Below are 15710 nucleotides of genomic sequence, written 5' to 3' on the forward strand. Positions count from 1 at the left end.
CATGCTTCTCCTTTATTATAAAATAAATGAACTTAAATCTTTGTTTGTAGAAATGGATTTCAATTTATCATCTACATATTGTGCGGTTATATCTACAGATGCATAAGGCATACTAGGTGCTTCGAATGATAAGTCTTCTAACATTTTTTCTAATATTGTATGCAGTCTACGTGCACCAATGTTGTCGGTATCTTGGTTCACTTGGAAAGCAATTTCGGCTAATCGATTGATTGCTTCATCACTAAAGTTAACCGTAACCTCTTCAGTTTTTAATAATGCTTCATATTGTTTAATGAGTGATAGTTTAGGTTCTTTCAAGATGCGAACAAAATCGTCAACTGAAAGACTATCGAGTTCCACACGAATCGGGAATCGACCTTGTAATTCAGGGATGAGATCACTCGGTTTAGACACGTGAAAGGCGCCCGCACCGATAAATAACATATGTTCCGTGTTTACAGTACCATATTTAGTTTGAATCATGCTACCTTCAAGAATTGGTAAGATATCGCGCTGAACACCTTGTCTAGAAACATCTTGACCCGTGTTTTGATTGTTGGTAGCGACTTTATCAATTTCATCGATAAAGATGATACCCATTTGCTCCGCTAGCTCGATGGCTTCTTGGTTTGCAGATTCTTGGTCGATGAGTTCATCCGCATATTCATCCATTAAGATCTTACGTGCTGTTTTTACTGGGACTTCACGTTGCACTTTTTTCTTCGGCATCAATTGATTCATCATATCTTGCATTTGTTGATTTTGATTGATGCCAAGCATACCCATTGCACCTGGATCTTGTTCAACTTTGATGCGGACTTTCTCATCTTCTAATTGTCCGTTGAGTAACTGTGTTTTAATCTCTGAACGTTTGGTTTTGATTTCTTCAGTCGGTGTTTCTTCTTCCTCGTCATCGTTTTGACCGAAGTTCGGGATTGTTCCCCCAAACAGAGATTCTAGCGGATTATTATTTTGCTGGTTTGCTTTTTTCTTCATGCTCGGTACAAGTAATTTGACTAATTTGTCATTTGCTTTAGCTCTCGCTTCGTCTTCAACGTGTGCTTTTTTCTGGTCTTTCACTAATCGAACAGCAACGTCTACTAAATCACGTACCATGCTTTCAACATCACGACCGACGTAACCTACTTCTGTAAATTTCGTCGCCTCAACCTTGATGAAGGGGGCTCCAACTATTTTTGCCATTCGACGGGCAATTTCAGTTTTACCCACACCTGTAGGACCAATCATCAATATATTTTTAGGACTGATTTCTTGCTTTTCAGCGTCATCTAACTGACTTCTTCTGTATCGATTACGTAATGCGATCGCAACTTTACGTTTCGCGTCATCTTGTCCCACAATATACTCATTTAATCTTGATACAATGTCTTTCGGTGTGAGCTTAATGGCACTCGCATCCATAGTACAAGCTCCTTTCTCCTTGTTATTTAATTAAAAATATTCGCACAGTTGCACTTATAATGCGCTTCACTCCATACTATAACTTATTATTTTTAAAATTGCATGTAAATTAATGGGCGAACTTAAAAAGCTCGGTAATATATTCATTTTTAATCTATTTAAATTATAATTCTTCAACAGTGATATTGCTATTTGTAAAGATACAAATATCAGAAGCGACTTTCAAACTTTCATAAGCCATATCTTTAGCTGATAAATGTTGTGCGTGACGTTTTAATGCACGACCTGCACTTAACGCATAGTTACCACCTGAACCAATTGCAATTAAATCATCGTCTGGGGCAATGACCTCGCCAGTACCACTTACCACTAAGATAGAAGATTTATCCATCACGATTAACATCGCTTCTAATTGTCTGAGCTGTTTGTCTCCTCGCCATTCTTGTGCTAATTCGACGGCAGCTCTTTCTAAATTACCACTAAACTGTTGAAGTTTCGTTTCAAATTTTTCAAATAAAGTAAAGGCATCTGCCACACTTCCAGCAAAGCCTGCAAGTACTTTACCATCATAAAGTGTACGTACTTTACGTGCAGTTTGTTTCATGATGACTTGCTCGCCGAGTGTCACTTGGCCGTCACCAGCCATCGCAGAATGTCCGTTATGTTGGACAGCAAATATCGTTGTTGCGTGTAATGAAGTTGAACTCAATTCCTATTCCTCCTTATGTGCTCGTGGATGTGCATTCAAATACACTTTTCTTAATTGTTCTTTGGATACATGTGTATATCGACCTGTCGTTGATAAATTCACATGTCCTAACAACGATTGAACGGTACGTAAGTCCGCACCTTCATTTAACATATGAGTCGCAAAGGTGTGTCTCAATTTATGTGGATGTATATCTGTCACACCTGCTGTTCGTTTCACAATATCATTTAACACATGACGTACACCCCGCTCCGTTATCGGATCCCCTTTCATATTGACGATCAGATAATCATGGGATGCATGTAATTTGGGAGTGAAATCGGCCCAATATTGTTCGATACTTTGTTTACAAAATTCTCCAAACGGTATAAACCGTTCTTTATTCCCTTTTCCTAACACTTTAACACCAGGTAAATGCATATCTAAATCACTGTCTTTAATGTTGACAAGTTCAGACACACGCATGCCTGTCGCGTAGAGTAGTTCTAAAATGACACGATCGCGAAGTCCTTTTTTAGTATCGCGCATGACAGTGTCAAAGAGTGCTGCCATTTCCTCTTCGTAAAAGAAGTGAGGTAAGTATTGTTCTTTTTTTGGATGTACAAGCTGAATAAATGGATTGACCACTGAATCATCTTTGATCATCCAATACTCATAAAAACTTCTGAGCGTAGAAATCTTTCGAGAAACGGTTGTTCTTTTCAAGTTCTTTGCATAAAGATAACTCAAATAATTTCTAGCATCTCTATACTCAAAAGATTCTAAGGAGAGATGCTCTTGTTCTAAAAACTGATTAAATTGGACTAAATCATCATGATATGATTTCAGGGTATGTTCTGAAAATTGACGTTCAACTTTCAGCATGTATAAATATTCTTTTTGGATTTCTTTCAATTAAAATTCCCTCCGTCAACATGCATTGTAGCATATAAACGAAGGGAACTTCTAAGAAAAGTACTTCATCGAATACAATTTTTGAAATTTTCTAAAGACTGCATAAGGATACACATAAATTTATGAAAGTGTTTGTTTATAATGATCGAGATAAGTCAATGCACGATCTGCTAACTGTGAATAACGTTCTTTCTTATCTTTGATGCGTTTATCTAATGGTGGTAATAAACCAAAGTTCGCATTCATCGGTTGGAAGTTCTTTTCATTCTTCGCATGGGAAATATAATATGCCATGCTTCCAAGCATTGTTTCTCGAGGGAAAATAACTTCACCTTGACCGTTCACTTGATGAGCGAGATTAAGTCCAGCGATGAGGCCACTTGCAGCACTTTCAACGTAGCCTTCAACACCTGTCATTTGACCAGCAAAGTACAATCCTTCTCGACCGATGAGTTCGTAAGTTTCTTTTAACACGTCTGGAGAATTGATAAAAGTGTTTCGGTGCATAACACCATAACGCACGATGTCTACATTTTCTAATCCTGGGATTAAGCGAATGATGTCTTTTTGTGCACCCCATTTTAAATGCGTTTGGAAGCCAACAATATTATAGAGTGTACCAGCTGCATCATCTTGACGTAATTGTACGACAGCATATGGACGTTTACCGGTCTTAGGATCTTCCAAACCGACTGGCTTCATCGGTCCAAAGAGTAATGTTTTACGACCTCTTTCAGCCATCACTTCGAATGGCATACAGCCTTCGAAATATTTTTCTTTTTCAAATTCATTCACAGGTGCGACTTCAGCTTCTAACACTGCATCGTAAAAGCGATTAAATTCTTCTTCTGTCATTGGACAGTTTAAATATGCCGCTTCACCTTTATCATAACGTGATTTCAAATATACTTTATCCATATCGATGCTATCTTTTTCAATAATTGGTGCAGCAGCATCGTAAAAGTACAATTGATCTCTACCAGTGACTTCGACCACTTGTTGGGCTAAATTAGAAGTGGTTAAAGGACCTGTCGCTATAATTGTTTTTCCTGCTGGTATTTCATTGATTTCTTCATTGATTACATTCACGTTCGGATGATTTTTCAACGTATTAGTAACATAACCAGCAAAGTCGTGTCGGTCCACTGCTAAAGCACCACCCGCAGGAACACGCGCTGCGTCTGCTGCTTTAATGATAAGTGAATCGAGGCGTCTCATTTCTTCTTTAAGAACACCGACCGCATTGGTTAAGGAATTTCCTCTTAATGAGTTAGAACAAACTAACTCTGCAAATTGATCCGTATGATGCGCTGGTGTTTGCTTTACAGGTCTCATTTCAATTAAATTTACTTGAATGCCTTGTTCAGCTAGCTGATAAGCTGCTTCTGAACCAGCGAGACCTGCACCTACTACATTAACCGTCTCTACCATATCTCTTCCTCCCTTACACAAGAATTTGGATGCTACTCTTTAGCATTTTTAACTATTTGAAACAGTGCACAATCACTATATCGATTATTTTTGTGCTTCTTCTTTATAATCACAGTTTGAACAAATGACTTGGCTCGTACGACCTTTCTTATGCTCAACTAAGTAATGCTCACATTTAGGACATGAACGTCCAACCGGTTTATCCCAGCTTACAAAATCACATTCTGGATAATTAGAACAGCCATAGAAGATGCGATTTTTCTTAGATTTACGTTCGACGACATCGCCATCTTTACATTTCGGACACGTTACGCCGATTTTTTTGACAATGGCTTTCGTATTGCGACAATCAGGGAAGTTAGAACAAGCCATAAATTTGCCGTAACGTCCCATTTTGATAACCATAGGTGAACCACATACTTCACAATCTTCGCCAGCGGGTTCATCTTTAATTTCTATTTTTTCCATTTCTTCTTCAGCACGTTCCACGTCTTGTTTGAAGCTGCTATAGAAATCACCAATGACTTTTTGCCAGCTTAAGTCACCTTCTGCGATTTTATCGAGTAATGTTTCCATATTGACAGTAAACTCTACATCGATGATTTCAGGGAAATAATCTCTCACTTGTTCATAAACGATTTCACCTAGCTCTGTAGGCACGAAACTTTTACTTTCAATTTTCACGTAATTGCGTTTTTGAATCGTATCAAGCGTTGGTGCGTAAGTAGAAGGACGACCGATTTTGAGTTCTTCTAATGTTTTAACTAATCTCGCTTCTGTATAGCGTGGTGGGGGTTGGGTAAAGTGTTGAGAAGGTTCAATATTAGTGGCAGTGACCATTTCACCTTCTTTTATTTCTGGAAGTTTGTTTTCTTTTTTACCTTCCTCATCGTCTTTCGTTTCAACATATAATGTTGTGAAACCTTTAAACTTGATTGTTTGTCCATTCGCTCTAAATTTAATGTCACCTTGTGTTAGATCAAGTGCGACAGTATCGAGAATTGCAGGAGCCATTTGACTTGCTACGAAACGTTCCCATATTAATTTGTACAAACGGTGTTGATCTCTCGTTAAATATGCTTTCATTTCATTCGGTGTACGCATCGTACTTGTAGGTCTGATTGCTTCGTGCGCGTCTTGGTCACCTTTACCTTGTGCCTTACGTTTCGAAGTATATTCATTACCGTACGTGTCTTGAATGTATTGTTTTGCTTCGGATTTCGCTTGTTCAGAAATACGTGTTGAATCCGTACGCATATACGTGATTAAACCAACAGTGCCTTGTTTTTTCAAATCGATACCTTCATAAAGTTGTTGTGCAAGCATCATCGTTTTACGCGCTTTAAAATTCAATTTACGTGCTGCTTCTTGTTGAAGTGTGGATGTCGTGAATGGATTCGCTGGATTTCTTGTTTTTTCTTTTTTTGTTACTTTAGTAACTTCAAACTGATCCCCATCTAACTGATCGGTAATGACTTTAACATCGTCTTTATTGTTTAATTTGTATGGTTTATTTTTGTAGTGTAAGAACTTAGCAGTAAATTTAGAACGTTTGTATCTAAATTCTCCTTCTATTTTCCAATATTCTTCTGGTTTAAAGTTTCGAATTTCATTTTCTCTATCGATGATAAGGCGTAATGCTACAGATTGTACACGCCCTGCTGATAGACCTTTTTTCACTTTTTTCCATAGTACTGGAGAAATATTATATCCTACGAGACGATCTAAGATGCGTCGTGCTTGTTGGGCATCAACTAAGTTCATTTCGATACCACGTGGATGTTTAAAGCTATCCTTTACAGCATCTTTAGTTATCTCATTAAATACGACTCTGTTATCGTCATTTTCGTCTAAGTCTAAAATATTTGCCAAATGCCAAGCAATCGCTTCACCTTCACGGTCGGGGTCACTCGCTAAATAAATATGTTTTGCTTTTTTAGCATGTTTTTTTAAATCCTTAACGACTGGCCCTTTACCTCGAATTGTTATATATTTCGGCTCGTAATCATTTTCAACATCGACACCCATTTGACTTCGAGGTAAATCTCTCACATGCCCCATAGATGCGATGACTTTGTATTTTTTACCCAAATATTTTTCAATTGTTTTAGCTTTTGCAGGCGATTCAACAATGACTAAATTATCTGCCAAAGTTATTCCCCCTTGCATATCTAGTTACAAGCATAAATGATAAACGCTCTATTTTAAGTTTGTCAATGTTTTTTATTTAGTGATATACGATTGTTGAACATTGCTAGTAATATTTAATCGAGAAATATCGTGTACAACCTCGTTTGTGCGCTCATTCTATATATTGAAAATCTTCAATAATATCTTCAACATTTGAAACGATTTTAGCACCTTGCTGTGCAGATAATAGATTACCTTCTGTCATCGGATCAAAAATAGTTCCAGGTAAAATATAAACTTCTCTATTTTGATCCACAGCATATTGTGTGGTGATATGGGTACCACTATTTTTTCTTGCTTCGGTGACGAGTACGCCGCGAGATAATCCACTAATAATGCGATTACGCTGAGGAAAATGAAACTTTCGAGGTGATGTTTCATGAAGATATTCACTAATGACGAGTCCTTCTCGTTCAATCAGATGTCTTGTCTCCTTAGTCATATGGGGATAATGGCACATGTGGCCAAAGCCTAGTACTACGATGGTGGGTAGATGATAAGCTAAAGCGAGTTGATGAGCGAAATGATCTGCACCTGTTGCGAGACCCGATACGATAGTGAGCTTTGTCTCTTTAAAAGAAGGAAAGAAACTGTTAAGTGCATCATACGTATATCGTGTGGCATGACGTGAACCGACAATCGCTAATGTCTTCGTATGATTTAACAACTGGAGCTGGCCTCTATAAAAAAGTACAAGGGGCGGATCATAAATTTCTTTCAAAAGCGTAGGATAGAATGGATGATGAATAGTTATAAATTGAGTATGACATCTTTTTAAATAGCTCAATATCTCATCAATCTTTAATTTTCGATAACGTATCCTTAATGCATCGTCCATTTTAATTCTAAACGATGTGGCTAACTTTTCTAAAATATTATATTGCGCATCTGCGTCAATAGTCACAAAGTCAGGGGCGTATTCCAAAATACGGTAAATTTACGTGGTCGTATAGCCTGCAAATCTAAGCTTTAAGTAAATATAATCTACGGATGTGTATTGATAAACCATGCGGCCTCCTTTTTTCAATATTATATACCGTATTAAGGTTCAGTGCACGTTACGATTTAATTTCAAATATGCTTCATATTTAATATGATTTTAAAGAGTAAAAATGAAAATCTTACACATTTTTATGTATTGAATTAAATGGATTGCATGTTTTTATGAATATCTATCCTTCAACTCATGTAAATAAGAACATAAAAAGTAGGCCCGCAATGAGCGAACCTACTTATATATATAATGAAGCTTTTATCATAGAAATAGCTTTACGAGACTTTGAACACACACGAATAATGATATCCAAGCGTGTATAATCAATACAATATTACTTATTAATTGTTAATAAAGATTCATAAATACCGGCTTCTTTAGCCGCTTCAATTAAAGTTGTACCGATTTCTGAAGGTGTATCAGCGGTTTTAATACCACAGGCATTTAACGTTTTAATCTTTTCAGCTGCAGTCCCTTTACCACCAGAGATAATCGCACCTGCATGACCCATACGTTTACCTGGAGGCGCAGTTTGACCTCCGACGAATCCTACAACTGGTTTCTTCATGTTTGCTTTCACCCATTCAGCCGCTTCCTCTTCAGCTGTACCGCCAATTTCACCAATCATGACAACAGCTTTTGTATCTTCATCTTCATTGAATGCTTGTAGGACATCGATGAAGTTCGTACCGTTGACTGGGTCTCCCCCGATACCGACTGCAGTAGATTGACCAATGCCTTCTTCAGTTAATTGGTGTACCGCTTCGTATGTTAAGGTACCTGAACGCGATACGACACCGACGTGACCTTTTTTATGAATATAGCCTGGCATAATACCGATTTTACATTCATCTGGTGTGATGACACCAGGGCAGTTTGGACCCACTAAACGGGTATGCTTACCTTCAGCATAACGTGTCACTTTAATCATATCGACCACAGGAATATGTTCAGTGATACAAATGACTAAATCAAGTTCAGCATCAATACACTCAACAATCGCATCTGCTGCGAAAGGCGCTGGGACGTAGATGACAGACACTGTTGCACCTGTTTCTTGTTTTGCTTCTTCAACTGTATTGTATACAGGCACCCCTTCTACAACTTGACCACCTTTACCTGGCGTCACACCTGCGACAATTTGCGTACCATAGTCTAGCATTTGTTTTGTATGAAACAGTGCAGTAGACCCTGTAATACCTTGAACCATTACTTTTGTATTTTTATCAATAAATACACTCATCTTAGTGCTCCCATCCTTTCCTTACGCTTTGCTTACACTTTTAACGATTTTTTGTGCACCTTCTGCCATTGTTGCAGCAGGTTCAATAGCCAATCCTGATTCGTGTAGGATTGCTTTCCCTTTGTCTACATTCGTACCTTCTAATCGAACCACGAGTGGTAAAGTTAAATCAACTTCTTTCACAGCGGCTACGATACCTTCAGCGATCACATCACATTTCATAATACCACCGAAGATATTGACGAAAATGCCTTTAACATTTGCGTCACCTAAAATGATTTTGAAAGCTTCTGTCACTTTCTCTTTCGTCGCGCCGCCCCCTACGTCTAAGAAGTTAGCTGGGTTGCCGCCAAAGTGATTGATTGTATCCATGGTTGCCATTGCAAGACCCGCACCATTTACCATACAACCGATATCTCCATCTAATGCAATGTATGATAAATCATATTTTGACGCTTCGATTTCTTTTGGATCTTCCTCTTCAAGGTCACGATATTCTAAAATATCTTTATGACGGAACAGTGCGTTGTCGTCAAAATTAATCTTAGCATCGAGCGCTAAGACATCACCTTGACCTGTTGTTACGAGCGGATTGATTTCTACAATTGAACAATCTTTTTCGATGAACACATTATACAATGCAAGTAAAAATTTCACCGCTTTATTCACTGAAGCTTGAGGAATATTAATGTTGAAGGCAATTCTTCTCGCTTGGTATGGCATGAGACCCACAACTGGATCTATAACTTCTTTGAAGATTTTTTCTGGAGATTTTGCAGCTACCTCTTCGATTTCGGTACCGCCTTCTTCAGACGCCATTAATGTCACACGATCAGTAGCACGATCGATGACAAAACCAACATAATATTCTTTTTGAATGTCACAACCTTGTTCGATGTAAAGTCGTTTAACTTCTTTACCTTCTGGACCAGTTTGATGTGTAACTAATTGTTTACCTAGTAATTCATTAGCATATGTTTCAACTTCTGAAAGTGATTTTGCGATCTTAACGCCACCCGCTTTACCTCGACCCCCTGCGTGAATCTGCGCTTTAACCACATACACATCAGAATCTAATTCTTTCGCTTTATCAACCGCTTCTTCGGCAGTAAATGCAACACGTCCTTCTGGAACTGCTACGCCCATCGAACGAAATATTTCTTTACCTTGATACTCGTGGATATTCATGCTCCATCCTCCTGTTTTTAGGTTAATTTGCATCTTAATTATAAAAAATGAAAGCGCTATTGTAAACAATTACACGACAGTATTTTTGAATTATTTTAATTTTTTAACTATTTGATCATCGATTTAATCGGTTCAAATGATTTTCGATGTACAGGCGTTACACCGAGTTTATCAATGCCTTCGAGGTGTTTCTTCGTACCATAGCCTACATTTTGCGCAAAATCATACCCAGGATATTGCTCATCTAACTCAGCCATGTACTGGTCACGATGTTCTTTAGCCAAAATGCTTGCTGCAGCAATCGCCACACTCTTACTATCCCCTTTAATAATAGATTGTTGCGGTATAGCGACATCTAACTGCATCGCATCAATAAGTAAGTGCGTCGGTTGGGGAGACAGCCGGTTAATTGCACGTTTCATCGCTAATTTGGTTGCTTGATAAATATTGTACTGATCTATTTCTTCGACTGAAGCACTACCAATAGCAAAATCAATGAGTCCAGCTTCTAATTGTTGCTGTAATGCGACACGTTTTTTATGATTGAGCTGTTTTGAATCATTAATGCCAATGTACGCGTGATCAGGGTTAAGAATGACAGCACAGGCGACGACGGGTCCAGCTAATGGACCGCGTCCTACTTCATCAATCCCGCAAATCAAGGCAGAACCCTCTTGCTGATAGATCTTGTTCTCTAACTGAGACATCGTTTCGTATTGCTGCTTAAGCTGTAACTCTTTTTCTATTTGTTTACGTCTTGAACGAAGTGCTTGTTGAACACCCTTTCTAGTATCTTGGTTAAAGGTTGAGTGTTCCAATGCTTCAACCGTGTCGATGGTTTTAAGCGTTTCTTTAATTTCAGCGATAGTTAAACTCAAAATGACACATCCATTTCTGTCACAAGATCAAAGGTAAAGGTACCTATTTTTGCATTACGAATATCGTTGATGATGAGCTCAATAACCGCATCATAATCAACTTCATTTCCTTTTTGTAATAAACCTCTGCGTCTTCCGATAGCATCAAACCATTCTAAAATCGGCGCACCTTTCTCTACTGAAATGTTGTAGTGATCAATCAAGCGATCATAATCATGCTCAATCATAAATTCTAGACCATAAATTGCGACTTCGTCTAAATGCACAATACTATCTTTGATCGCACCCGTGAGGCTGAGCTTTTTACCTACCAATTCGTCTTCAAACTTCGGCCATAAGATACCGGGAGTATCTAATAATTGCAATGAATTCCCCACTTTAATCCATTGTTGTTGTTTCGTTACACCAGGCTTATTCCCAGTTTGAGCGATGGATTTTTTCGCAAGTTTATTGATCAATGTAGATTTTCCTACGTTAGGGATACCTACGATCATCGCACGGATTGCACGTGGTTTGAGTCCTTTTTCTTTTTCACGTGCCATCTTCTCTTTCGTTGCTTCAATCGCAGCTTGTTCTACTTGTTTCAGTCCTTTACCGTGTTTTGCATCAACTTCTACTGGATAGAACCCTTGTGCTTTAAAATAGCTTTCCCATTTTTCTAGCTCTTTCAAATTAGCCATATCTTTTTTGGCGAGTATGACAACACGTGGTTTTTGTTGTATCACGTCGTCGATCATTGGATTACGTGAACTATATGGAATTCTCGCATCCACAAGTTCAAACACCACATCGACTTTCTTTAATTGTTCTGTTACTTCTCTTTTAGCCTTGGCCATATGTCCAGGATACCATTGGATTGCCATGTGACTTCACCTTTCTCTCATCCAATAAACTTTCTTCATTTCTATGAATTAACACAAATACTATTGTAATATGTTTTCACTGATTTCGCATGCGTTTTTGATTTGAAAATTGACGCCACAAAGAGACCCCCTATGGTTTCATATCACAATACGTCGCCACAGGGGGTATACTGATGTTTGTTAAATCATTCGTTTCTTTACCTTAAATGGTTATTCACTTAAGTTGCTCATGTCATCAACTAATTCTTCTGTTGAGATTAAGCCACGTGATTTTGCCCAAAGTTCACGGTCAGTGAAGTGAACGCGATTATTTTTAACAGCATCAAGATTATTCCAAATATCGCTATCTTTTAATGATTGTACTGAATCTTCGTTTTCATCAGCTACCATTAAGATTAATCTTTGTGGATTTAGTTCAGCTAATTGATCATAAGTGAATTCTAAATAATCACCATTCATATATTCTGGTACTGATTCTTCAAGTTCTTGTGTAAGTGAAAGTTTGAAATCTAGTACATCTAATAAACTGCTCATGTGTGATTTTAATCCATGTGCTGTTACACCGCGTTCAGAAACGACAGCTGGTAATGTTTCGATAGATTTATCGATGGTAATTTTGTCATTGTTTGCTTTCATTGTTTCTTCGTGTTGTTCTAAGCGTTTTTGTGCTTCGCTTTCTTTAGAGACTGCATAGCCAATAATTCTGAACACATCAATATTTTCATTATAATCTGCATTAAAGCTTCTTAAGAGAAGTGTTGGCGCAATTTCTTCTAATTGATCATAAATTTCTGAATGACGATTTTCGTCAGCGATGATAAGTTGAGGTTGAACTTCTTTGATTTTATCTAAATCAGGTTCTAATCTTGAACCTACAGATTTGTAGTCACCAACGTGATCGCGTAATGGTTGGATTAAATTGTTTTTGTCACCGTCATCTGCAATGCCAGCGACTTCCATGTCTAAAGCAACCAATGCATCTACGAATGAATATTCTAAAGCTACTACAGTTTCAACATCGTCTGGTATAACTGCTTTTCCTGCGTTATGTTTTATTTCTATAGTCATAACTCTACCTCCAAAACTCAGTTATTTCTTATAATTTGTATTACCGTCGTTGCAGATTTAAAACATAGAGATATTACAATTTCAGTTTTATTATTCACTTTGAAGTTAAACTTTCTAAAAAAGCCACGAAATTTTAATAGTTATTTTTATCTATCTACCACTAAAATCGATACAATATAGATAAGAAAAATAGCTAGGAGTATGTAAATGAGAAAAATATTGAGCTATTTATTAATCTTTCTAATCATCTCTCTCATTGGACATAGTTATAGCATTTACCGTTTTATTTATGACGGTGTTTTATTTACTGGCCCCAATGATGGGATGGAACAAATGATTCCAATACAAATGTATCTATTTAATCAATGGAGTCAAGGCCATTGGTTTTATGCTACAGATTTTGGCCTCGGTGGGGACTTCTTTCAGGATTTGGCCTACTATTTCTCCACAAATATACTCTTTATCATCAATGTAATAGTGATTCATGTCATCCAACTGTTTATCGATTTAAATACTGACATGCCTATGTTTTGGATGATAAATGCCATTGATATATCTATTATAAAAGCAACGATTGCGATGTTTGCCACATGGATGTATGCCAAATATATTACGAACAATCGTTTCATATCAATATTAGGATCGGCCCTCTTTGTCATTTCACCTTTATATTTTAGATTTACCGTTTATTGGCCATTCTTTAGTGATATATTTATTTGGTTACCATTGCTTTTACTATCAATAGAATTATTTTTACGTCAAAAGAAATTATCATTATTTATTATTGTCGTCGCACTATCATTAATCAATAACTTTTATTTCGGTTATTACCAATTATTAACAGGGTTAATTTATTTTACATTCAGAATCATATTTCAACACCGTCATGACATTACTCGACGCTTTGAAAGCATCAAAACTTTAACCATCGCAGCCTTACTTGGTCTAGGATGTAGTCTGTTTATCTTTTTCCACAGTATACAAGGATTCTTAGGCAATCGCCGTACGAGTTATGATGTTAAAAATGATTGGATAGAACCCTTAAATATCGATAACAACATTTTCTATGATAATTATTTGATTGTGATTCTTTTTGTAGTAATCCAAGCATTACTTTCCTTCAAACTGTATAAACACTATTACTATAGATTATTTGCGATTTTTACATGGCTTGCGATCATCGCTACATTTTTCCCGGTTGTAGATCAAATCTTTAATGGATTTTCAGCACCTCAAAAGCGTTGGCATTATCTACTCTCATTTACAACCGCTATACTGATTACGCAGTACATCAAATACTTTAGTACTCAGTCTATCAAATGGTATATCGTGACTTCTGTCATTGCATTGGCTGTTGTGTTTAGTAGTGCTTATTATGCAGAACAGACTGTTGCTTGGATATGGTTTACACCGATCGTTGCTTTGTGTGGGCTCTTTGTACTCGTGATGAAATCGCCTCTCGATCGGAGACGTGTACTAGCCCTCTATAGTCTCAGTGTCTTTATGCTCGCAATGCTTGTAACGTTCGTCTTCATTAAATACCAAATTTACTTTGAAGATCATCAAGAACGAGCAAATACTTATGAGGTAAAAGCAAGTATGTATGACACCGCACAACAACGGGCCCTCGTTAAGCAGATGGAACAACAAAAAGATGCAGATGACCGTATCGATTGGCGGGTCAATGAACAAGATAATACACCGATGTACCAACATTTCAAAGGATTGAGTCTCTATTCTAGTATATTTGATCATCACATTTTAGATACATATTATGATGACCTGAAAATTAACCTTAAAGAAGAATCTGTAAGTCGTTATCAATCTACGAATGGTCGTCAAAATATAAATAGTTTATGGTCAGTAAAATACTTAATGTTAAAAGACTATCAACAAGGTGTGCCAGAGCATTTTTCTAAAAAAGCAGAATATGGACAATATCGTATTTATGAAAATGACTATAATTTAAACGCTGTACGCATCAGCGATAAACTGTATAATGAAGCGTCATTAACTCAACCGATCGACCGGGAACACGCGATGTTAGATGGTATCGTGATGTCAGATAAAGGTAAAGACTATCACCATAAAGCAGATAATTTACTTAACCAGGCAAATATCACAACCGAAAATATCAACTTTGATGATAGCAAACCTTACCGCTCTCAATCTGATCACAACCAAAAACGACATATAAAAGTGACTCAAGATGCAGGAACGATTAAACTGTCACTCCCGCAATCATTACGAGATAAATATGATGATTTTTATCTCGAACTCAAGGTTAAACGTGGAGAACCAGATAGTAATTATACCGTTGGCATCAATGATTATGAAAATCATCGTCTTTTTAATGGTTCGACTTATAAAACAGGCATTAACAGACAACTCTATCGTGCACAACCAGATGAAAATGGCGACATTAATATCACTTTGAGTCCAAAAGGTGGCTTTGATCTCACTCTTAAAGGGCTGTATGGAGAAGATTATTCACGTTTACTTGCAGCACATCAACGTGACAATTTAAAATATCATTATACAGATATAAAAAATGGCGTGAAAATTCAACTGGGTAAACATCAAGCAGGCATGGCTGCTATAAACATACCTTATCGTAAAGGCATGACAGCTTACATTGATGGGAATAAGATTGAGCCATCAAAGGTAAACTACATGATGACGGGTGTTCCAGTGAAACAAGATACGCATACGATCACGATTAAATACCGCCCACCATACTGGTATACAATGATTATCGTGTCTATGATAAGCATCATACTCAGTATCTGGTTTGTTAGAAAAAATAAAAATTCTCATGATTAAGGCGAGG

12 protein-coding genes are annotated in these 15710 nt (G+C 37.3%); 1 reads left to right on the forward strand and 11 read right to left on the reverse strand.

The genetic code is table 11. From position 1 onward, the window contains the following. Positions 1 to 15: 15 nt before the first annotated feature. The 11 genes from hslU to ACSBRB_RS02770 all read right to left on the reverse strand — a co-directional run bounded on the left by hslU (position 16) and on the right by ACSBRB_RS02770 (position 12880). A complete protein-coding gene (gene hslU, locus ACSBRB_RS02720; protein ID WP_435031503.1) occupies positions 16 to 1422 on the reverse strand; it encodes an ATP-dependent protease ATPase subunit HslU in 1407 nt (468 codons plus the stop codon). A 163-nt stretch (positions 1423 to 1585) separates the two neighbouring features. Beyond that, positions 1586 to 2131, reverse strand: coding sequence for an ATP-dependent protease subunit HslV (hslV, locus tag ACSBRB_RS02725; protein ID WP_059106673.1), 546 nt, complete (start codon positions 2129 to 2131; stop codon positions 1586 to 1588). A gap of 3 nt (positions 2132 to 2134) precedes the next feature. Continuing rightward, positions 2135 to 2995 carry a tyrosine recombinase XerC gene (xerC, locus tag ACSBRB_RS02730; protein WP_435031787.1) on the reverse strand — a complete coding sequence of 287 codons (861 nt, stop codon included), beginning with the start codon at positions 2993 to 2995 and terminating at the stop codon, positions 2135 to 2137. Positions 2996 to 3145: 150 nt separating this feature from the next. Beyond that, entirely contained in the window at positions 3146 to 4456 is a 1311-nt protein-coding gene (gene trmFO, locus ACSBRB_RS02735; protein ID WP_435031504.1) for an FADH(2)-oxidizing methylenetetrahydrofolate--tRNA-(uracil(54)-C(5))-methyltransferase TrmFO, read from the reverse strand. A gap of 84 nt (positions 4457 to 4540) precedes the next feature. After that, positions 4541 to 6613 (reverse strand): type I DNA topoisomerase, encoded by a 2073-nt coding sequence (gene topA, locus ACSBRB_RS02740; RefSeq protein WP_435031788.1) that lies wholly within the window; start codon positions 6611 to 6613, stop codon positions 4541 to 4543. 145 nt (positions 6614 to 6758) lie between these two features. Then, positions 6759 to 7484 carry a DNA-processing protein DprA gene (gene dprA / locus ACSBRB_RS02745; protein ID WP_435031789.1) on the reverse strand — a complete coding sequence of 242 codons (726 nt, stop codon included), beginning with the start codon at positions 7482 to 7484 and terminating at the stop codon, positions 6759 to 6761. Between the two features lie 490 nt (positions 7485 to 7974). After that, a complete protein-coding gene (gene sucD / locus ACSBRB_RS02750) occupies positions 7975 to 8883 on the reverse strand; it encodes a succinate--CoA ligase subunit alpha (protein ID WP_435031505.1) in 909 nt (302 codons plus the stop codon). 21 nt (positions 8884 to 8904) lie between these two features. Next, positions 8905 to 10071: an ADP-forming succinate--CoA ligase subunit beta gene (gene sucC, locus ACSBRB_RS02755; RefSeq protein ID WP_435031506.1), complete on the reverse strand. Its 1167-nt coding sequence runs from the start codon at positions 10069 to 10071 to the stop codon at positions 8905 to 8907. A 107-nt stretch (positions 10072 to 10178) separates the two neighbouring features. Beyond that, positions 10179 to 10949 (reverse strand): ribonuclease HII, encoded by a 771-nt coding sequence (gene rnhB / locus ACSBRB_RS02760; RefSeq protein WP_435031507.1) that lies wholly within the window; start codon positions 10947 to 10949, stop codon positions 10179 to 10181. Then, the gene (gene ylqF / locus ACSBRB_RS02765; RefSeq protein WP_435031508.1) at positions 10946 to 11812 is read right to left on the reverse strand and encodes a ribosome biogenesis GTPase YlqF; all 867 of its coding nucleotides are present in this window, start codon (positions 11810 to 11812) and stop codon (positions 10946 to 10948) included. Before ylqF ends, rnhB begins: the two co-directional genes overlap by 4 nt. A 210-nt stretch (positions 11813 to 12022) precedes the next feature. Beyond that, positions 12023 to 12880: an ABC transporter substrate-binding protein gene (locus ACSBRB_RS02770; RefSeq protein WP_435031509.1), complete on the reverse strand. Its 858-nt coding sequence runs from the start codon at positions 12878 to 12880 to the stop codon at positions 12023 to 12025. Positions 12881 to 13087: 207 nt separating this feature from the next. Here ACSBRB_RS02770 and ACSBRB_RS02775 point away from each other — a divergent pair, with 207 nt between their 5' ends. After that, positions 13088 to 15703 (forward strand): YfhO family protein, encoded by a 2616-nt coding sequence (locus ACSBRB_RS02775; RefSeq protein WP_435031510.1) that lies wholly within the window; start codon positions 13088 to 13090, stop codon positions 15701 to 15703. Positions 15704 to 15710 lie beyond the last annotated feature (7 nt).

This window comes from Staphylococcus auricularis, assembly GCF_051172115.1.
GTDB classification, from domain to species: domain Bacteria; phylum Bacillota; class Bacilli; order Staphylococcales; family Staphylococcaceae; genus Staphylococcus; species Staphylococcus auricularis_A.